This is a genomic window from Pseudomonas sp. SMN11, assembly GCF_052041945.1.
GTDB lineage: Bacteria > Pseudomonadota > Gammaproteobacteria > Pseudomonadales > Pseudomonadaceae > Aquipseudomonas.
Window position 1 is genome coordinate 280741 of sequence record NZ_JBKGGW010000003.1, and the last position, 19144, is coordinate 299884.

Here is a 19144-nt window from a genome sequence, read left to right on the forward strand (position 1 = left end):
CCCGTATCACCATGCTCAAGCCCATCCTGCTGGTCGAAGACAACCCTCGAGACCTGGAGCTGACGCTGCTGGCCCTGGAGCGCAGCCAGCTGGCCAACGAAGTGATCGTCCTGCGCGACGGCGCCGATGCCCTCGACTACCTGTTGCGCCGCAACGCCTACAGCGAGCGTGCCGATGGCAACCCGGCCGTGCTGCTGCTGGACCTGAAATTGCCAAAGGTCGACGGCCTGGAAGTGCTCAAGGTGGTGCGTGCCACGCCCGAGCTGCGCAGCATCCCCACGGTGATGCTGACTTCCTCGCGGGAGGAGCCCGACCTACTGCGTGCCTATGAGCTGGGGGTCAACGCCTATGTGGTCAAGCCCGTGGAGTTCAAGGAGTTCGTCGCGGCGATTTCCGACCTGGGCGTGTTCTGGGCAGTGCTCAACGAACCACCACCCGGCTCGCTGCGCCTGAACCGCCGTGGCAGCCACTGAGGCCCCCGCCAGATGTTGCCGACACCGCTCAAACTGTTGATGGTCGAAGACAGCTCGATGGACGCCGAGCTGACCCTGATGCGCCTGGAGCGCAGCGGGCTGCACGTACAATCGCAACTGGTGTTCGACCATGTCGGGGTGGAACACGCCCTGCTTGAAACCCGTTTCGACCTGATCCTGTGCGACTGCGTGCTGCCCGGCTCCTCCGGCACCGAGGTGCTGGCCATCGCCCAGCGTCTGGCGCCCGACACACCGTTCATTTTCCTCTCGGGCATCTATGGCGAAGAACATGCGGTAGAGATGATTCGCCTGGGCGCCACCGACTACGTACTGAAGAAGAACCTGCCGCTATTGCCCAAGGCCGTGCGCCGGGCCCTGTCCGAAGTGCAAGAGCGCCAGCGCCGGCGCCGTGCCGAAGAAGCACTGGCCGATGTCGAGGCCCGCGCACGCATTGCCATCGATGCCGCTGGCATGGGCACCTGGGACTTCCGGCCGCAACAAGGCCAGCTGGCCTGGGACGACCGTTGCAAGACCCTGTTCGGCCTGCCGGTCGAGACCGAGATGAGCCTGCAGGTGTTCTATGCCGGAATCCACCCCGACGACCAGGCCAAGGTGCGCGACGCCGTCGAGCAGGCCATGCGCCCGGACAGCGATGGCCTGTACCGGGTCGAGTTCCGCATTGCCCAGCCCAATGGCCTGGAACCGCGCTGGCTGCTCAGCAGCGGCCAGTGCCAGTTCGTCGACGGCCAGTGCACGCGGTTTTCCGGGGTATTGCAGGACATCCATACCCAGCGTCAGGCGACCCAGGCGCTCAGGCAGCTCAACGAAATGCTCGGCGAACGGGTCGAGCGCCGCACCCGTGAGCGGGACCGTGCCTGGGAGTTGTCCCAGGACTTGCTCGCGGTACTCAACAAGGACCTGACCCCGGTGGCCCTCAACCCGGCCTGGGAGGCCAGCCTGGGTTTCTCCCGCGAGCGCCTGAGCCAGACTTCGCTGCTGCACCTGCTGCCCGAAGTGGATCAGGAGGCGTTGCTCACCGAACTGGCGGCCCTCGCCCATGGCCGTACCAGCGCCCGCTTCGTCGGCCGCATCCAGCATGCCGGTGGCCAGTTGCGCTGGCTGTCCTGGGTGGTGGTGCCGGAAGACACCTTGCTCTACGTGGTGGCGCGGGACATCACCAGCGAGCGCGAAACGGCCCTTGGCCTGGCCGAAGCCAACACCCGCCTGCGCGAACAGATCACCGAGCGCGAACGCATCGAGGCCGCGCTGCAGCAAATGCAGCGGCTGGAGGCCGTCGGCCAGCTCACCGCCGGGGTCGCCCACGACTTCAACAACCTGCTCACGGTCATCCTCACCGGCGCCAGCTTCCTAGAGCGCGACCTTGCCAAGGGTAACCTGGACAAGGCCCGCAGCCGCCTGACGCATATCCGCGAAGCCGGTGAGCGCGGCGCCAAACTGACCTCGCAATTGCTCGCCTTCTCGCGCCGCCAGCGCCTGGAGCCGGTGCCGCTGAACCTGAACCGCACCCTCACTGGCCTGGAAGAATTGCTGCGCCGCACCCTCGGCGGCAACATCCTGGTGCGCCTGGACCTGGACCATGGCCTCTGGCAAGCGCTGACCGATCCGACCCAGACCGAGATGATCATTCTCAACCTGGCCATCAACGCCCGCGACGCCATGCCCGGAGGCGGCCAGCTCACCCTGTCGACCCGCAACACCCGTATCAAGGCCCGCCCGCAGCGCCCGGAAGACCCTGAACCCGGCGAGTACGTGATGCTGAGCATCCGTGACACCGGCTGCGGCATGAGTGAAGAGGTGCTGGCCAAGGTGTTCGAGCCGTTCTTCACCACCAAGGACATCGGCAAGGGCTCCGGCCTGGGCCTGGCCCAGGTGTTCGGCTTTGCCAAGCAGTCCGGCGGCGGTGTGCGCATCGATACCGAGCCTGGGCATGGCACCCAGGTGGCGGTATACCTGCCGGCGGTGAAGCAGGAGATGGCCATCGATCCTGTAGCGCCTAAAGCCACCCTGCCGAGCGATGACAGTGGCCGGGACCGCACGGTATTGCTGGTGGATGACGATCACCTGGTGCGCGACATGCTCGGTGACGTGCTGCGCCAGTATGGCTACCAGGTGCGCCAGGCGCACAGTGGGGAGCAGGCGCTGGCCCTGCTGGACGACGATATCGACCTGCTGCTGACGGACTTTGCCATGCCCGAATTCAATGGCGGGCAACTGGCCCTGGCGGCGCGCGACCGCTACCCGCAGTTGCCGGTGGTATTCCTGACCGGGTATGCAGAGCTGGAAGGGCTGGAGGTGCCAGGGAGCCTGGTGATGCAGAAGCCCGTGCAGGCGGATGAGCTGGCCAGGGTGCTGAATGAATTGCTGCGGGTAGCCGGTTAGATTTGCTTTGCCTGCCCCGGCCTCTTCACAGGCACGCCCGTGAAGAGGCCGGCACAGGAAACAGAAACAGCAAAACCCAGCGCCGACTGTAGTCTGCACTGAATAAAAAATGGGTATTTGAAGAGAGAAAATGGCAGGGGCGGCTGGATTCGAACCAACGCATGGCAGGATCAAAACCTGCTGCCTTACCGCTTGGCGACGCCCCTGTATCGGATGCAGCTGATGCTGCTCTGACAATTCCAACTGAGTGACAACTGGGTTGTTGTCTTGGAATGCGCGGCACTTTAACACATAGATTCAGCCTGTAAACCCCCAACGTGAAAAAAATGCTTTAAAACAGCAAGTTAGTGCTTCCGAGCCGTTTTCATGGCCCGCCAGGGCTACCACCCGTCGTTTTTCCACCGCCTCGCTTCAACACAATCGCATTCCTCCCTTCCAATCAGATAAGCGAACTGCATTGACCAAGGAGGACCCCATGCCCGTATCCCACGACCTCTACCAGGACCTGCACTACCCGCGCGAAATCGTTCAGCAGCGGCGCCAGCAGGACAAGGCCCTGGACCGCCTGCTCGACGAGTACGTGGACATCGACAACCAGGTGCTGGCCGCCGAATCGATCTCGGCAGGCAATTTTGTAGACGAAGACCTGCGCCATCTCAAGGAGCGACGGCTAACGGTGAAGTACATGATCGAGCGCCAGCTGGAGCGCAAGGTCTAGCGACCTATCGCTCCAGGCGATCATTGCCGGTCACTTTATCTATTAGTCACAATGGCCGCCCTCGGGCAAGCTGCACGCTGCCCTGCCTTTGCCCAAGGAGCTTAGCTTTTGTCTGCCTGGATCCCTTCCCCGCTGCGCCAGCTCGGCCAGCGCTTGCGCGGCGCGTCGTCAAACCAGAGTGAACTGCTCGGCTGGTTCGAGGACAAGGCACACAGCCGTGGCTATAAGCTCAGTGACGGCCAGCGTCGGGTCATCGACAGCATGGCCAGGCAGCTTGCCCAACTGGAGGGTGGTCAGCCACGCAGCCTCTACCTGTACGGCTCAGTCGGCCGCGGCAAGAGCTGGCTGCTCGATGGCTTTTTCCAGGCCGTGCCGGTCGAGGCCAAAAGGCGCCTGCACTTCCACGATTTTTTCGCCCGCCTGCACCAGGGCATGCACCAGCACCGCCTGCTGGACGATGCATTGGGCGCCACCCTGGACGAACTGCTGGGTGACTGCCAGATACTGTGCTTCGACGAGTTCCATGTGCATGACATCGGCGATGCCATGCTGCTGACCCGGCTGTTCAACGCCCTGTTCGCCCGCGGCATCTTCCTATTGGTGACCTCCAACTACGCACCTGAAGGGCTGCTGCCCAACCCGCTGTACCACGAACGCTTCCTGCCGGTAATCCGCCTGATCAACAGCTCGATGGAAGTGCTTGAAGTCGGTGGCGACACGGACTTTCGCAGCCTGCCGGCCAACCGCGAGCACCAGCGCTTCACCCAGGGGCACTATGTGTGGCCGGGGGATGCCGTGCAGCGCCAGGCGCTGAACGTGCCGGATGAACAACCGGTGGTGCTGGAGGTGAACAAACGCCCGCTGCGCGCCCTCGCCATCGATGGCCGCCGGGTGGTGCTGGCCTTTGACGACTTGTGCGAGAAGGCCACGGCGGTCATCGACTACCTGGTGCTGGTCGGGCAATATGACGAGTGGATCATCGATGGGCTGGATGATCTGTCGGAATGTTCGCTGGCGGCGCAGCAGCGCTTCGTCAACCTGGTGGATGTACTGTATGACCAGGATCGGCAGGTGACCGTGATCGGGCGCAGGCCTCTGGAAGAAAGCCTCGGCGGGCCGCTGGCCGACCTGATGCGGACCCGCAGTCGCCTGGGGCAGTTGCACCAGATCGGGCCCGATAGCGCTATCGCCTGATCGGGCCTCTCGCGGCTAAAGACGCTCCTACAGGGATAGCGCCGTACCTGTAGGAGCGGCTTTAGCCGCAAAGAGGCCCGAACAGGTCAACCCATCACCCAGCCCTGGGCAAATCCGCCAGCACCGCCTCGATCTCCCCTAGCACCGCCGGGTCATCCAGGGTCGAAGGCGGCACATACGCCTGCCCATCGGCAATCTTGCGCAGCACCGCCCGCAGGATTTTCCCCGAGCGGGTCTTGGGCAAGCGTTTCACCAGCCGCACCCGGTTGAAGCACGCCAGCGCGCCAATTTCCTCACGTACGCTGCCCACCAGCTCCACCAGCAACTGCGCCTCGGCAATGCCCTCGCCATCCTTGAGCACCACCAGCGCCAGCGGCACCTGGCCCTTGATCTCGTCATGCACGCCGATCACCGCACACTCGGCCACCGCCGGGTGGCGGGCGACCAGGTCTTCCATCTCACCTGTGGACAGCCGATGCCCTGAGACGTTTATCACGTCGTCGGTGCGGCCCATGATGTAGACGAAGCCTTCTTCATCCAGGTAGCCGCCATCACCGGTGTGGTAGTAACCCGGGTAGGTCTGCAGGTACGCCTGCAGGTAGCGATCATGGTCGCCCCACAGGGTCTGGCTGCACCCCGGCGGCAGCGGCAGGGCGATGACGATGGCGCCTTGTTGATCAGGGCCCAGCAGGTGCCCGTCATCATCCAGAACGCGCACGTGATAACCCGGCACCGCGCGGTTGCTCGATCCCGGCCGCGCCGCACAACCCGCCAGCCCCACGCAAGGCGCGGTGACCGGCCAGCCGGTTTCGGTCTGCCACCAGTGGTCGTGTACCGGTTTGCCGGTGACCCGTTCCAGCCATTCATGGGTACTGGAATCGAGCTTTTCCCCGGCCAGGAACAACTGGCGCAGCGAGCTCAGATCATGCTTGCGGATCAGCTCGCCATCCGCGTCTTCCTTGCGGATCGCGCGCATGGCAGTCGGTGCGCAGAACAAGGCATTGACCTTGTATTGCTCGACCACCCGCCAGTACGCCGAGGCGTCCGGGGTGCGGATCGGCTTGCCCTCGTAGAACACCGTCGTGCAGCCGCTCATCAGCGGCCCATAGACAATCAGCGAATGGCCGACCACCCAGCCGACATCGGAAATGCCCCACCACACATCCCCGGCCTGCATGCCGTAGATATGTCGCATCGCATAGCACAGGGCGACCGCGTTGCCCCCATTTTCGCGGACGATACCCTTGGGTTTGCCGGTGGTGCCAGAGGTGTACATGATATACAGCGGGTCGCCGGCATCCAGCTCGACGGGCGCCACCGGTTCGGCACTGGCCAGTGCCTGCTGCCAGTCCAGGTCCCGGCCTGCCTGCAACTGCGCACGGGCCTGGGGCCGCTGCAACACCAGCACATTGCGGGGTTGATGTCGGGCCACCTGCAGAGCGCGATCAACCAGCGGCTTGTACTCGATCACCCGGTCGAACTCCAGGCCACAGGACGCGGTGAGCAACAGCGTCGGCCGGGCATCATCGATGCGCAGTGCCAGCTCGTTGGCGGCAAAGCCACCGAACACCACCGAATGCACCGCGCCGATCCGCGCGCAAGCGAGCATGGCCATGGCCGCCTGGGGCACCATCGGCATGTAGATGATCACCCCGTCGCCCTTGCCCACGCCCAGCTGCCGCAGCAAACCGGCCAGACGTGCCACTTCGTCGCGCAGCTGGTGGTAGGTGAAGACCTGCTGTACACCGGTCACGGGGGAGTCGTAGATCAGCGCCAGCTGCTCGCCCCGGCCCAGTTCGATCTGCCGATCGAGGGCCAGGTAACAGCTGTTAAGGCGGCCGTCGGCGAACCAGCGGTGGGTGCCGTCGGGGTTGTCCTGCAGGGTCAGCGAGGGCTTGCGGTACCAGGCCAGGGATTCGGCCTGTTCGGCCCAGAAGGCAGCAGGGTCGGCAATGGATTGGGCGTAGCTGTGCTGGTAGGTCATGTTGATGAAAACCCGGTACTTGTTGTTATTGAAGGGCGAATAGTGAGTATGGCCCGCCACGCCGGGGCCGCCATGGGACTAAAGTCACAACGGACCTGCAAATTTGCAGACAACGCAAAAATGCCCCACAACGGTGCAAAGCCTCTAGAATAGGCGCCCCTCCCCGCCACAGAGCAGCTCATGGACATCGATCAGGCCCGAACCTTCCTGGAAATCGTGCGTTGCGGCAGCCTGGTCGCCGCCGCCGAACGCCTGTTCGTGTCGCAGACCGCCATCACCGCCCGTGTGCAACGCCTGGAGCAGCAACTGGGCTGCCAGCTGTTCGTGCGCAGCCGCAACGGGGCCAGCCTGACCAGTGACGGCGAGGCCTTCGTCAGCTACGCCAACCAGCTGGTGCAGACCTGGGAAGCGGCGCGCCGCGACCTGCCACTGCCCGAAGGTTGCCAGCAGGTGCTGCATGTGGGCGCGGAAGTGAGCCTGGGCAACCCGATGTTGCTCGACTGGGTCGGTGCCCTGCACCGCGAGCTGCCCAGCCATGCCATCCGCAGTGAGGTGAGCGATGGCGAGTCGTTGCTGCGCAAGGTGGAGATGGGCCTGCTCGACGCCGCACTGGTGTACCAGCCGACCTACGGCCCAGGGCTGCAGGTGGAGCAGTTGATGGAAGAGAAGCTGATCCGCGTGCGTCGGGTCGATCAACCCGAGCCGTACATCTACATCGACTGGGGCGAAGCCTTCCGCCGCCAGCATGACGCCGCCCTGCCCGACTGCGCCCGTCCGGCACTGAGTTTCAACCTCGGGCCGCTGGCCCTGCAGTTCATTCTCGACCAAGGTGGCAGCGGCTATTTTCGTACCCGCGTGGTACAGGCCTACCTGGATACCGGCGTGTTCGAGCGCGTGCCACAGGCGCCGGAGTTCACCTACCCGACCTACCTGGTCTACCCGCGAAAGCGCGACAGCGAGGCCCTGCAGCAGGCCTTCGCGGTGCTGCGCCAGCTGGTGGCAGCCGGCGCCAGCGATTGGTCACAACGCTGGGACCCGGTTATCTGAGGCAGCGCTGAGCAACTGGCGCTTGAGACCGGCGATCAGGTCGGTCTGGGTGACCACGCCAACCAATTGCTCACCGTCGAGCACCGGCAGGCAGTGCAGGCCTTGCTCGCACAGCAGCGGCAGCAGGCGCTCCAGCGGGTGCTGGCTGCTGACGCTGACCACCCGCCGGCTCATCACCTGCTCCATGCGTACCGCCTTGCGGCCGAACAGGCCACGCCAGCTGAACTGGCCACGCTGCATGGCCGGGCCGACCAGGTCACTGAGGCTGACAATGCCCACCAGCTTGCCCTGCTGTAGCACTGGCAAGGTTTTCAGGTGGTGGTCGGCGAGCATTTTCCAGGCCTGCTCCAGGGTGGTCTGCGGCGAGGCGAACTGCACATCGCGGGACATCACCGACCCGGCAGTGATGCCGCCGAGACTGCGCTCCAGCGCGTGCTGCTCGGTGGCGAGGATGATGCGCTCCAGCTCGTCGCGGGTGACGTCGACGAATTCGCCCAACTCTTCCAGGGCCTGATCCAGGTCGGCGCCACTGACGCCCACGCGTTCGCTGGGCAGCGGGTCGTGAGTGTGGTGCAAATCCTTGCGCGGTGCCACGCCTTTCGGATAGTGCACGCCAGTGAGGCGGTTGTAGACCACGGCCACGGCCACCAGGATCAGCGCGTTGAGCAGCACCGGTTCGAGCAGGTGATCGCCCAAGGCCGTCAGGCCCGGGTCGGCCAGTACCGCGCTCACTGCCACACCACCACCGGGTGGATGCAGGCAACGCAGCAGGCACATCACCAGGATCGAACCCCCCAGGGCAACGGCCGCCACCCACAGTTCAGGGCCAAAGCCCTGGCGCATGGCCAGGCCAACCGCAGTGGCCAGGGCATAACTGCCGAGCACGGGCCACGGCTGCGCCAAGGGCCCGGAGTGCACGGCGAACACCAGCACCGCCGAGGCCGCCAACGGGCCGAGAAGGTGCAGGGCAATGCCCGGGCCATAGGCCAGGCTAGTCAGCCAGCCAGCGAGGAACAGGCCGAGCAACGCGCCGATACCGGCACGCAACCATTGTTTGGGGGGGGTATTCAGGGGCGCTGGCAACAGCCGCTGCAGACGACTTTCGGAACGCATGGCAGACATTTAGGTAATCGGGATCTGTAGTTTTTCTGATTAAAAAGAAAGCCCAGCCGAAGTGGCCTGGGCCTCGTATTGCGGATGCAATAGCTCAAGGGGCTCCGTCCGTGGAGAGATGGAAACCGCAGGGTTTCGTGTGAGGGATTGTGCCGGGTGGGGGGAGATTGGGCTAATTCAAAAAAATGCGGCTGTACTGCAATTTTTTTGCAGTGCTGATCTGGCCACGGGGGCCGCTAGCGAGCCTTGCGCGATAATTCGATACTCACCCGCAACCCACCCATGGGGCTCTGCAGCAGCGCCAACTGCCCGCCCCACGCCTCGACGATATCGCGCACGATGCCCAGCCCCAGCCCATGCCCATCGACTTGCTCATCCAGCCGCGAGCCGCGCTCCAGCACCTGCAGGCGCCGGTTCTCCGGAATGCCGGGGCCATCATCATCGACCCACAACTGATAGCCCTCCGCCATCGGCGCAATCCCCAGCCGCACTTCGCTGTCCGCCCACTTGCAGGCGTTGTCCAGCAGGTTGCCGAGCAGCTCCAACACGTCTTCGCGATCCCACGGCAGCAGCAGCCCCGGCGGCATATCACGCGTGAGCAGCAAGCCTTCGCCATGGATCATGCCCAAGGTTGCCAGCAAGCCCGGCAGCTCGGCATCACAATCGAACTGCGCCCCAGGCAACGCATCGCCCGCCAGGCGCGCCCGATTCAGCTCACGGGCCAGGCGCTGCTGGATCTGCTCCAGCTGTTCACGCAACTGCGCCTGCACCTCTGGCAGGTCTTTCAATCGCTCGCTGGAGGCCAGGCTGAGCAGCACCGCCAGCGGTGTCTTCAGCGCATGGCCGAGGTTGCCCAAGGCATTGCGCGAACGGCGCAGGCTGTCTTCGGTGTGGCTGAGCAAGTGGTTGACCTGGTCCACCAGCGGTGCCAGCTCACTGGGCACTTCGGCATCGAGCTGCGAGCGCTGGCCTTGCTGCAGCTGGGCGATCTGCTGGCGCGCGCGTTCCAGCGGGCGCAGCGAGCGGGTAACGGTGATGCGCTGCAGCACCAGCACGATCAGCAATGCCACCAGGCCCATGCCCAGGCCGATCTGCTGCAGACGACGAAAGCCCTCGCGCACCGGCGAGTAGTCTTGCGCCACGCTGATCGAGATGTCCTGGCCAAGGCGCCGGTAATCGGCGCGCAAGGCCAGCAGTAGCTGCCCTTCCGGGCCCAGCTCGTGGCTATCGGACAGTCCTGGCGCGGCCGGCCTGGGCATGTCCAGGTCCCACAGCGAACGCGAGCGCCAGGTGCCCTGCTCGAAATCGATACGGAAGTAGTAACCGGAAAAAGGCCGCTGGTAAGCCGCGGAGATGCGCCGCTCATCCAGTTGCAGGCCATTAGGACCACGCACCAGTGCCACCAGCAGGTTCTCGCTCTCCTTGCGCAGGCCGTTTTCCAGGTAGCGCTGCAAACCCGCCTCGAACAACCACAATGTGAGCTGCGCGAGCACCACCCCGACCACCACCAGCACGGCGACCAGGCCCAGGCTCAGGCGCGCCTGGATGGACTTCATCCGCCGCTCCCGGCATAGATGTAACCCTGCCCGCGGCGCGTCTCGATGACGCTACGGCCCAGCTTGCGCCGCAGGTGGTTGACGTGCACCTCCAGCACATTGGAATCGCGCTCGGTCTCGCCGTCGTACAGGTGCTCGGCCAGGTGGCTCTTGGACAGGATCTGCTGCGGGTGCAGCATGAAATAACGCAACAGGCGAAACTCCGCCGCCGTCAGCTGGACGTCGACACCGTCACGGCTCACGCATTGGCGGCTTTCATCCAGGTGCAGGCCTGCAGCTTCCAGCGTGGGTTGGTTGGCCAGGCCCCGGGCACGGCGCAGCAGCGCCTGAATGCGCAGCTGCAATTCCTCGGGGTGGAAAGGCTTGCTCAGGTAATCGTCGGCTCCGGCTTTCAGGCCTTCGATCCGCTCTGCCCACGAGCCTCGCGCCGTCAGGATCAGCACCGGCGTGGCCAGGCCGCCGGCACGCCACTGCGCCAGCACTTCCAAGCCCGGCAAACCGGGCAGGCCAAGATCGAGGATGATCAGGTCGTAGGGTTCGCTCTGGCCCTGGTACACCGCATCACGGCCATCGGCCAGCCAGTCCACGGCATAACCCTGGCGCTGCAGGCTGGTGGTCAGTTCGTCCGCCAGGGGCACGTTGTCTTCGACAAGCAACAGGCGCATGTCAGTCGTCTTCCTCGTCTTTGAGCAGGGCACCGCTGCTGGCATCGAGCTTGATCTCGCGCACCACGCCGTCGTTGGTCAGCAGTTCGACTTCATATTCGTAGCGGTCGTCGTGTTCTTCCAGCTCGGCCTCCAGCAGACGCGCCCCGGGGTAACGCCCCAGGGCGGCTTCCAGCAATTGCTCGAGCGGCAGGATGACGCCTTTCTGGCGCAGCTTCAGGGCCTGGTCTTGGTCCAGGTCGCGGGCAACGGCCAGGGAGCACACGGCCAGCAGCGACAACGCCAGGTATCGTGCCGGCCGGGATAAATGGATCATCAGCTGTCCCGCTCGTCCTTCAGCACTTCACCGGTCTTGGCATCCAGGTCGACATCCCACTCGACGTTCTGCGTGTCGCGCAGCTCGACCTTGTAGATGTAGCGGCCGTATTCATTTTCCAGCTCAGAGTCGGTGACGGTGGCACCCGGGTGCTTGGCCACGGCGGTGGCCTTGAGTTCGTCCAGCGACTTGATGGTCTTGGCATTGACCAGTTTGACCACTTCGTCCGGCTGGACGTCCTTGGCGAAAGCGGCATTGGCGCCCAGGGCAAGGGCGGCGGCGGTAAACAGGGCAGTCAAGGTTTTCATGGGGGCTCTCCTGAGCGACGTTCAAGTTGTCTACGGGGTTAAGACTAACCAGCGGTCCTTAATTCAACCTGAAAACAGCTGGCGCCATGATAGCCCAGCTGCAACGGGATCAAGCCCCTATAATGACCGGCTTGTCAGTCGCGAGATCCGTCATGAGCGCCATTCACATCAAATTTCCTGCACTGAGCTTCAAGGCTGGCCGGCGTGCGCTGCAGCAAATTCGCGAGCAGGGTCTGCAGGCAGCCGATGTGGGCGTGTTGCCAGGTGCGGCAGGTGGGCCCAAACCCCTGGGTATCCAGGGCCTGGACCTCGCGCTGTTCGGTGAATGGCTGCCATCGGCGCCGCGGCAACGTGCGCTGATCGGTGCCTCGATCGGCTCCTGGCGCTTCGCCAGCGCCTGCCTCGACGACCCGGTCGCCGGCATCCGCCGCCTGGGCGAGCTGTATACCGAACAGGACTTCGCCAAGGGTGTCACTCCCGCCGAGATCAGCCGCAGCTGCCAGCGCATGCTCGACGACCTGCTGCAGGGCCGCGACGGGCAGATCCTCGCCAATCCGCACTACCGCCTGAACATCCTGGTGGTAAAGAGCCACGGCAATCTCGCACACGACCACCGTGGCCGCCTGGGCATGGGCCTGGGCTCGGTGATCGCCAGCAACCTGCTGGGGCGCTCGCGCCTGGCCCGGCACTTTGAACGGATCATCCTGCATGATGAGCGCAGCGTGCCACCACTCGATGCGCTGACCGACTTCCCCTCGCGCTGCCTGCCGCTGGACCTGGCCAACTTGCGCCACGCCCTGCTCGCCTCGGGCTCGATCCCGATGGTGATGGAAGGCGTGCGTGACATTCCCGGCGCCGGTGCTGGCACCTACCGCGACGGCGGCCTGCTCGACTACCACCTCGACCTGCCCTACCGCGGTGACGACCTGGTGCTGTATCCGCACTTCACCGACAAGGTGGTGCCCGGGTGGTTCGACAAGGCGCTGCCCTGGCGCAAGGGCGATGCCACGCGCCTGCAGAACGTGCTGCTGATGACCCCCTCGCCGCAGTACCTGGCCGCCCTGCCCTTCGGCAAGCTACCGGACCGCAACGATTTCAAGCGTTTCATGGGCGATGCGCCGAGCCGCAAGCGCTACTGGTACAAGGCCATTGCCGAAAGCCAGCGGCTAGGTGACGAACTGCTCGAACTGATCGCCACCGGGCGGTTGCACGAACGCCTGCAAGCCTTGTAGCGACCATGCTGGTAGACTGCGCGCATTATTGATTCACGCAGAGTTAAGACAGTGGAAATCTTCAAGGAATTTACATTCGAATCGGCCCACCGCCTGCCCCACGTTCCTGAAGGGCACAAGTGCGGCCGCCTGCACGGCCACTCGTTCAAGGTCGGCCTGCACCTGACCGGCCCGCTCGACCCGCACACCGGCTGGATCCGCGATTTCGCCGAGGTCAAGGCGATCTTCAAACCGATCTACGAGCAACTGGACCACAACTACCTGAACGACATTCCAGGCCTGGAAAACCCTACCAGCGAAGTGATCGCCAAGTGGATCTGGGAACAGGTCAAGCCACTGATGCCGGAGCTGTCGAAGGTGCGTATTCACGAGACCTGCACCAGCGGTTGCGAATATACCGGCGATTGAGACGCGCAGGCCGGCGCGCCTCAGGAACGAGGGCTACGGTGCGGGGGGACAGGAAAATCGATCACCTCAAGAGCAATCTTGCCGCCGTATCCGTGCCAGTCTCCCAGATAGTGATGCCCATACTGCTTGAAGCGCTTGATTTTTCTTCCTGCCGGGCTGAGCAGCATGAGGTTGGGATACCAGACACCCTTGGCAAGACTGGCGGGCGACAAGCCCTCGATACCCCACAGTGAGCGGCTCGCTCGACCGGCCGGGGTGGAGATAGGCTCGAAGATCATCCATCGGTCCCAATTGGTTTGCAGGACATATTCCAAATGCGGCCAGGCGTCGCTGTTCTCATCTGCGTAAGCGGCCCGCACTTCGTAGGCGTAATGGTCAGCGAGCTTGTACACACCGAACCAGAACACATCGCAAATCACGTTCAGATCGTCTTTGGAATATCGGGGCCGAGGCTCGGCCTGAACCCATTCACGCTTTTGCGATGCTGCGCTCAATTCTGCCCAGAGCGGATCGAAACTACCCTCGAGACTGAACGCAGCGTCAACGTCCGCCTTGCCAGACTGCCAGTGCACACGGGCATTGAACGACAGGTCCGGCTGAAAGTTGAACCCATACATTGGCGCTTCCCTTTGGAAAAGACGGGACGCTACCGAGCCGCGAGCTGAACCGTCAGAGGGAAGCTGATCACTCCATCGACATCTTCAGGAACGCAGGTGCGATGTAGCGCTCGTAGTGCGCCTCGGACAACAGGAAAAACTCCCGATCGATGGCATCGCGCAGCTGTGGCAGCTCCCAGTCGCGGAACTCCGGGAGCAACGCCATTCCATAGGCCTCCAAGTCCCGGATCATCCGTGCGCCACGGGCGATCAGCTGGTAGGCCCAGCAGTATTCCGACTGTTGCTCGACAAAGCGGATCGAGCGCTGCTGCAACTGCTGGCGCAGCAGGCCTTTGTCGAACACTTCGAGCTTGGCCATCATCACCTGTACCAGCAGTTGTTCCAGGCGCAGCCAGACGGCGCGCTTCTGCTCGTCGTCGTACCCATTCCAGTTGATCACTTCATGGTGGAAACGCTTGCAGCCACGGCAAACCGTGTCTCCATAGACAGTGGAACAGAGGCCGACGCAAGGGGTCTTGATGGACTGGTTGGACATTGAAAACAACAGCTTGGCGGTGGAACACGGCGTCATGTTAGCCCTTTGTCTAACCAGGGTCACCCGTTAAAGTCATGATCGCTGCCTTACCTTCGGGCTTTTTTTGCCGTAGAATCATCCCGCCTTTTCAAGGCAACAATGTCCGTTGGAAGCTGTTTTCAAAGCGTCACGAGCACAGTTCATCCGGTAGAACGGCGTTGGCCCGGGCCATGCAACCCTCGCATGCCCGCGCCAGCCCTCATCAGCTCCCGTTCTGCAGGCGTAAAACTTTGAAAGCAGCTTCTGTAAGGATTCTCTGCGACTCTGGCTGGGCGGCCCACAAAGCCGTGGCAGCGCATGGGTGCATTGAATGCTGGATGAGCGTCCCGGACTCCCTTTAGGGACCACTGATGAGGGTAATAACTGTGCTTGAAGCCTACCGCAAACACATCGAAGAGCGTGCCGCCCTGGGTATCGTGCCCCAGCCGCTGAACGCCGAACAAACTGCAGGCCTGGTCGAGCTGCTGAAAAACCCGCCAGCCGGCGAAGAAGCCTTCCTCGTAGACCTGATCACCAACCGCGTTCCGCCAGGGGTCGATGAAGCTGCCTACGTCAAGGCCGCTTTCCTCTCCGCCGTCGCCAAGGGCGAAGCCAAGTCGCCACTGATCGACCGCAAGCACGCTGCTGAACTGCTGGGTACCATGCAGGGCGGCTACAACATCGAGACGCTGGTCGCGCTGCTCGACGACGCCGAACTGGGCGCCGTCGCGGCCGAACAGCTCAAGCACACCCTGCTGATGTTCGATGCCTTCCACGACGTGGCCGAAAAGGCCAAGGCCGGCAACGTTCACGCCAAGGCCGTGCTGGAATCCTGGGCTGCCGGCGAGTGGTTCACCTCGCGCCCGGCCATCGCCGACAAGTACACCCTGACCGTGTTCAAGGTGCCTGGCGAAACCAACACCGACGACCTGTCCCCTGCTCCGGACGCCTGGTCGCGCCCTGACATCCCGCTGCACGCCCTGGCCATGCTGAAAATGGCCCGTGACGGCATCGAGCCGTCGCAGCCAGGTTCGGTCGGCCCGCTGGCACAGATCGAAGCGGTCAAGGCCAAGGGCTTCCCGGTGGCCTACGTCGGTGACGTGGTCGGTACCGGTTCCTCGCGTAAATCCGCCACCAACTCGGTGCTGTGGTTCTTCGGCGACGACATCCCTTACGTGCCGAACAAGCGCGCCGGTGGCTTCTGCTTCGGCACCAAGATCGCCCCGATCTTCTACAACACCATGGAAGACGCCGGCGCCCTGCCGATCGAATTCGACTGCACCAACCTGGCCATGGGCGACGTCATCGACGTTTACCCGTTCAAAGGTGAAGTGCGCCGTCACGGCAGCGACGAGCTGGTTACCGAGTTCGCGCTGAAAACCGAAGTGCTGCTGGACGAAGTCCGCGCTGGCGGCCGTATTCCGCTGATCGTCGGCCGTGGCCTGACCGAAAAGGCTCGCGCCGAACTGGGCCTGGGTGCTTCCGACCTGTTCAAGAAGCCAGAGCAGCCTGCCGACACCGGCAAGGGCTTCACCCTGGCGCAGAAGATGGTCGGCCGTGCCTGCGGCCTGCCAGAAGGCCAGGGCGTGCGCCCAGGCGCCTACTGCGAGCCGAAGATGACCACCGTCGGTTCCCAGGACACCACTGGCCCGATGACCCGCGACGAGCTGAAAGACCTGGCGTGCCTGGGCTTCTCCGCTGACCTGGTGATGCAGTCGTTCTGCCACACCGCGGCCTATCCGAAGCCGATCGACGTCAACACCCACCACACCCTGCCAGACTTCATCCGCACCCGTGGCGGTGTGTCGCTGCGCCCAGGCGACGGCATCATCCACAGCTGGCTGAACCGCATGCTGATGCCTGACACCGTGGGTACCGGTGGCGACTCGCACACCCGCTTCCCGATCGGCATCTCGTTCCCGGCCGGTTCCGGCCTGGTGGCCTTCGCCGCCGCCACCGGCGTCATGCCGCTGGACATGCCAGAATCGATCCTGGTGCGCTTCAAGGGCAAACTGCAGCCAGGCATCACCCTGCGTGACCTGGTGCATGCCATCCCTTACTACGCCATCCAGAAGGGCCTGCTGACCGTTGAGAAGAAAGGCAAGAAAAACGCCTTCTCCGGCCGCATCCTGGAAATCGAAGGCCTGGACGAGCTGACCGTCGAGCAAGCATTCGAGCTGTCCGACGCCTCGGCCGAGCGTTCCGCTGCGGGCTGCACCATCAAGCTGCCGGAAAAGGCCATCGCCGAGTACCTGCAGTCCAACATCACCCTGCTGCGCTGGATGATCGGCGAAGGCTACGGCGATGCCCGCACCCTGGAGCGCCGCGCCCAGGCCATGGAAGCCTGGCTGGCCAAGCCTGAGCTGCTGTCGGCCGACGCCGATGCCGAATACGCCGAAATCATTGAAATCGACCTGGCCGACGTCAAAGAGCCTGTGCTCTGCGCGCCGAACGACCCGGACGATGCCCGCCTGCTGTCCTCGGTACAGGGCGAGAAGATCGACGAAGTGTTCATCGGTTCGTGCATGACCAACATCGGTCACTTCCGCGCTGCCGGCAAGCTGCTGGACAAGGTCAAGGGCGGTATCCCGACCCGTCTGTGGCTGGCCCCGCCAACCAAGATGGACGCCCACCAGCTGACCGAAGAAGGCTACTACGGCATCTACGGCAAGGCCGGTGCGCGCATGGAAATGCCAGGCTGCTCGCTGTGCATGGGTAACCAGGCACGTGTGCAGACCGGTTCGACCGTGGTCTCCACTTCGACCCGTAACTTCCCGAACCGTCTGGGCGACGCTACCAACGTGTACCTGGCCTCGGCCGAGCTGGCTGCAGTCGCTTCGATCATCGGCAAGCTGCCGACCGTCGAAGAGTACATGCAGTACGCCAAGGACATCGACAGCATGGCTGCCGACGTCTACCGCTACCTGAGCTTCGACCAGATCGCCGAGTTCCGCGAAGCGGCTGCCAACGCCAAGATCCCGGTTGTTCAGGCGTAAGCATCGGTTGTAGGCTGTAAAACAAAGCCCCGGCAGAAATGCCGGGGCTTTTTTTGTTCATCTTGTGCTGGCCTCAAATCACGAACAGGTCGACAAACCTGTGCACCGCCATCTGCTCCAGCTGTTGCTGATCCTTGCACAACTCGAAAATCTGCTGACAGCGCTGCCGCACAAAGCGAGTTGCCAGGTTTTCCCTGAATTTGGCCTCCAGCAACGGTATCCCCTCCTCCCGCCGCCGCCGATGCCCGATCGGATACTCCACCGACACCTGCTCGGTACTGCTGCCATCCTTGAAGAACACCTGCACGGCATTGGCAATCGAGCGCTTGTCCGCCTCCAGGTATTCGCGACTGAAGCGCGGGTCTTCGACCACCTCCATCTTCTCGCGCAGGCGATCGATGCTCGGGTGATTGGCATGGAAGGCATCTTCATAATGCTCGGCCACCAGGTGACCGAAGATCAGCGGCACCGCCACCATGTACTGCAGGCAGTGGTCACGGTCGGCGGCGTTGGCCAACGGGCCGCTCTTGGAAATGATGCGGATCGCCGACTCTTGGGTGGTAATGACGATGCGGTCGATTTCATGCAGTCGGTTACGCACCAGCGGGTGCAGGGTGACCGCCGCCTCGCAGGCCGTCTGGGCGTGGAACTCGGCCGGGAAGCTGACCTTGAACAGCACGTTCTCCATCACATAGCTGGCCAAAGGTTGCGGCAGGCGCAGCTCATACTGGCCGGCCGGTTTTACTGCCAGGTCCTTGTTGGTGTGACTGAACGAGACGTCATGGAATCCCCACTGCGCTGCCGTCAGCACCCCGGGCACGCCCATTTCGCCACGTAGCGCGATATCGGCCAGGCGCACGCCACGACTGGAGGCGTCGCCAGCCGCCCAGGACTTGCGCGAGCCGGCGTTGGGCGCATGGCGATACGTACGCAGCGCCTGGCCATCAACAAAGGCATGGGACAAGGCTGAAAGCATCTGCTCGCGGTTGGCACCCATCACCCTGGCGCACACGGCGGTCGAGGCCACCTTGACCAGTATCACGTGATCGAGGCCCACACGATTGAATGAATTCTCCAGCGCCAGCACACCCTGGATCTCATGGGCCATGACCATGGCTTCGAGCACGTCGCGCATCAGCAGCGGTGCTTCGCCGCTGGCCACACGCTTCTGTGACAGGTGATCGGCAACCGCCAGGATGCCGCCAAGGTTGTCCGAGGGGTGCGCCCATTCGGCGGCCAGCCAGGTGTCGTTGTAGTCCAGCCAGCGCACGGTGCAGCCGATGTCCCAGGCGGCCTTGACCGGGTCGAGGCGATAGGCGGTTCCGGGAACGCGCGCGCCATTGGGCACCACAGTACCTTCCACCAGCGGGCCGAGGAGCTTGGTGCATTCAGGAAAGCGCAGGGCCAGCAGGCCGCAGCCGAGGGTGTCCATCAGGCAGTTGCGTGCGGTGTCCAGGGCTTCAGGGGATTCGACCCGGTATGTGAGGGCGTAGTCGGCGAGGGTTTGCAGCACCCGGTCGTAGTCCGGGCGGTCGTTCAGGTCAACGTTGGCGCTCATAGCCAG

At 63.7% G+C, this 19144-nt stretch carries 17 protein-coding genes and 1 tRNA gene; 8 read left to right on the plus strand and 10 right to left on the minus strand.

All coding sequences use genetic code 11. The annotated features are described in order from the left end of the window. Positions 1 to 11 precede the first annotated feature (11 nt). The gene (locus ACLEJU_RS05395) at positions 12 to 473 is read left to right on the plus strand and encodes a response regulator (protein WP_110631725.1); all 462 of its coding nucleotides are present in this window, start codon (positions 12 to 14) and stop codon (positions 471 to 473) included. Between the two features lie 12 nt (positions 474 to 485). Then, entirely contained in the window at positions 486 to 2873 is a 2388-nt protein-coding gene (locus ACLEJU_RS05400) for a response regulator (protein WP_435422530.1), read from the plus strand. Positions 2874 to 3004: 131 nt separating this feature from the next. Here ACLEJU_RS05400 and ACLEJU_RS05405 read toward each other — a convergent pair. After that, positions 3005 to 3079 (minus strand) — tRNA-Gln (locus ACLEJU_RS05405). A 269-nt stretch (positions 3080 to 3348) separates the two neighbouring features. Between ACLEJU_RS05405 and ACLEJU_RS05410 the strand changes: the two genes are divergently transcribed. Then, complete coding sequence (locus ACLEJU_RS05410) at positions 3349 to 3591, plus strand: hypothetical protein (protein ID WP_435422529.1); 243 nt, start codon at positions 3349 to 3351, stop codon at positions 3589 to 3591. A 108-nt stretch (positions 3592 to 3699) separates the two neighbouring features. Continuing rightward, positions 3700 to 4785: a cell division protein ZapE gene (gene zapE / locus ACLEJU_RS05415; protein ID WP_435422528.1), complete on the plus strand. Its 1086-nt coding sequence runs from the start codon at positions 3700 to 3702 to the stop codon at positions 4783 to 4785. A 94-nt stretch (positions 4786 to 4879) separates the two neighbouring features. On the opposite strand, the gene ACLEJU_RS05420 is transcribed toward zapE, so the two are convergent. After that, positions 4880 to 6769 (minus strand): propionyl-CoA synthetase, encoded by a 1890-nt coding sequence (locus tag ACLEJU_RS05420; protein WP_435422527.1) that lies wholly within the window; start codon positions 6767 to 6769, stop codon positions 4880 to 4882. A 180-nt stretch (positions 6770 to 6949) separates the two neighbouring features. On the opposite strand from ACLEJU_RS05420, the gene ACLEJU_RS05425 reads away from it, so the two are divergent. Next, positions 6950 to 7816 carry a LysR family transcriptional regulator gene (locus ACLEJU_RS05425; RefSeq protein ID WP_435422526.1) on the plus strand — a complete coding sequence of 289 codons (867 nt, stop codon included), beginning with the start codon at positions 6950 to 6952 and terminating at the stop codon, positions 7814 to 7816. On the opposite strand, the gene ACLEJU_RS05430 is transcribed toward ACLEJU_RS05425, so the two are convergent. From ACLEJU_RS05430 to ACLEJU_RS05450, 5 genes are all read right to left on the minus strand, one after another. Beyond that, positions 7790 to 8938, minus strand: coding sequence for an HPP family protein (locus ACLEJU_RS05430; protein WP_435422525.1), 1149 nt, complete (start codon positions 8936 to 8938; stop codon positions 7790 to 7792). The genes ACLEJU_RS05425 and ACLEJU_RS05430 overlap by 27 nt on opposite strands. Positions 8939 to 9165: 227 nt before the next feature. Then, positions 9166 to 10485: an ATP-binding protein gene (locus ACLEJU_RS05435; RefSeq protein ID WP_435422524.1), complete on the minus strand. Its 1320-nt coding sequence runs from the start codon at positions 10483 to 10485 to the stop codon at positions 9166 to 9168. Next, complete coding sequence (locus tag ACLEJU_RS05440) at positions 10482 to 11150, minus strand: response regulator transcription factor (protein ID WP_435422523.1); 669 nt, start codon at positions 11148 to 11150, stop codon at positions 10482 to 10484. Before ACLEJU_RS05440 ends, ACLEJU_RS05435 begins: the two co-directional genes overlap by 4 nt. Position 11151: 1 nt before the next feature. Beyond that, on the minus strand, positions 11152 to 11466 hold the full coding sequence (locus ACLEJU_RS05445) for a PepSY domain-containing protein (RefSeq protein ID WP_435422522.1): 315 nt from the start codon (positions 11464 to 11466) through the stop codon (positions 11152 to 11154). Further along, complete coding sequence (locus ACLEJU_RS05450; RefSeq protein ID WP_435422521.1) at positions 11466 to 11774, minus strand: PepSY domain-containing protein; 309 nt, start codon at positions 11772 to 11774, stop codon at positions 11466 to 11468. Before ACLEJU_RS05450 ends, ACLEJU_RS05445 begins: the two co-directional genes overlap by 1 nt. Positions 11775 to 11926: 152 nt before the next feature. Between ACLEJU_RS05450 and ACLEJU_RS05455 the strand changes: the two genes are divergently transcribed. Both ACLEJU_RS05455 and queD read left to right on the plus strand, forming a co-directional pair. After that, on the plus strand, positions 11927 to 13006 hold the full coding sequence (locus ACLEJU_RS05455; RefSeq protein WP_435422520.1) for a patatin-like phospholipase family protein: 1080 nt from the start codon (positions 11927 to 11929) through the stop codon (positions 13004 to 13006). Positions 13007 to 13057: 51 nt separating this feature from the next. Next, positions 13058 to 13414: a 6-carboxytetrahydropterin synthase QueD gene (gene queD, locus ACLEJU_RS05460; protein ID WP_043202104.1), complete on the plus strand. Its 357-nt coding sequence runs from the start codon at positions 13058 to 13060 to the stop codon at positions 13412 to 13414. Positions 13415 to 13434: 20 nt separating this feature from the next. Here the strand turns inward: queD and ACLEJU_RS05465 are convergent, their stop codons facing one another. Beyond that, on the minus strand, positions 13435 to 14031 hold the full coding sequence (locus tag ACLEJU_RS05465) for a hypothetical protein (RefSeq protein ID WP_435422519.1): 597 nt from the start codon (positions 14029 to 14031) through the stop codon (positions 13435 to 13437). A 67-nt stretch (positions 14032 to 14098) separates the two neighbouring features. Then, complete coding sequence (locus ACLEJU_RS05470; RefSeq protein WP_435422518.1) at positions 14099 to 14566, minus strand: DUF1289 domain-containing protein; 468 nt, start codon at positions 14564 to 14566, stop codon at positions 14099 to 14101. 404 nt (positions 14567 to 14970) lie between these two features. On the opposite strand from ACLEJU_RS05470, the gene acnB reads away from it, so the two are divergent. Then, entirely contained in the window at positions 14971 to 17580 is a 2610-nt protein-coding gene (acnB, locus tag ACLEJU_RS05475; protein WP_435422564.1) for a bifunctional aconitate hydratase 2/2-methylisocitrate dehydratase, read from the plus strand. Positions 17581 to 17653: 73 nt separating this feature from the next. Here acnB and prpD read toward each other — a convergent pair whose 3' ends face one another. Beyond that, positions 17654 to 19138: a 2-methylcitrate dehydratase gene (gene prpD / locus ACLEJU_RS05480; protein ID WP_435422517.1), complete on the minus strand. Its 1485-nt coding sequence runs from the start codon at positions 19136 to 19138 to the stop codon at positions 17654 to 17656. Positions 19139 to 19144 lie beyond the last annotated feature (6 nt).

Coding starts and splice junctions, on each gene's coding strand:
- ACLEJU_RS05395 (WP_110631725.1), top strand. CDS start 12: ATGCTCAAGCCCATCCTGCTGGTCGAAGACAACCCTCGAGACCTGGAG.
- ACLEJU_RS05400 (WP_435422530.1), top strand. CDS start 486: ATGTTGCCGACACCGCTCAAACTGTTGATGGTCGAAGACAGCTCGATG.
- ACLEJU_RS05410 (WP_435422529.1), top strand. CDS start 3,349: ATGCCCGTATCCCACGACCTCTACCAGGACCTGCACTACCCGCGCGAA.
- ACLEJU_RS05420 (WP_435422527.1), bottom strand. CDS start 6,769: ATGACCTACCAGCACAGCTACGCCCAATCCATTGCCGACCCTGCTGCC.
- ACLEJU_RS05425 (WP_435422526.1), top strand. CDS start 6,950: ATGGACATCGATCAGGCCCGAACCTTCCTGGAAATCGTGCGTTGCGGC.
- ACLEJU_RS05430 (WP_435422525.1), bottom strand. CDS start 8,938: ATGTCTGCCATGCGTTCCGAAAGTCGTCTGCAGCGGCTGTTGCCAGCG.
- ACLEJU_RS05435 (WP_435422524.1), bottom strand. CDS start 10,485: ATGAAGTCCATCCAGGCGCGCCTGAGCCTGGGCCTGGTCGCCGTGCTG.
- ACLEJU_RS05440 (WP_435422523.1), bottom strand. CDS start 11,150: ATGCGCCTGTTGCTTGTCGAAGACAACGTGCCCCTGGCGGACGAACTG.
- ACLEJU_RS05445 (WP_435422522.1), bottom strand. CDS start 11,466: ATGATCCATTTATCCCGGCCGGCACGATACCTGGCGTTGTCGCTGCTG.
- ACLEJU_RS05450 (WP_435422521.1), bottom strand. CDS start 11,774: ATGAAAACCTTGACTGCCCTGTTTACCGCCGCCGCCCTTGCCCTGGGC.
- ACLEJU_RS05455 (WP_435422520.1), top strand. CDS start 11,927: ATGAGCGCCATTCACATCAAATTTCCTGCACTGAGCTTCAAGGCTGGC.
- ACLEJU_RS05465 (WP_435422519.1), bottom strand. CDS start 14,031: ATGTATGGGTTCAACTTTCAGCCGGACCTGTCGTTCAATGCCCGTGTG.
- ACLEJU_RS05470 (WP_435422518.1), bottom strand. CDS start 14,566: ATGTCCAACCAGTCCATCAAGACCCCTTGCGTCGGCCTCTGTTCCACT.
- prpD (WP_435422517.1), bottom strand. CDS start 19,138: ATGAGCGCCAACGTTGACCTGAACGACCGCCCGGACTACGACCGGGTG.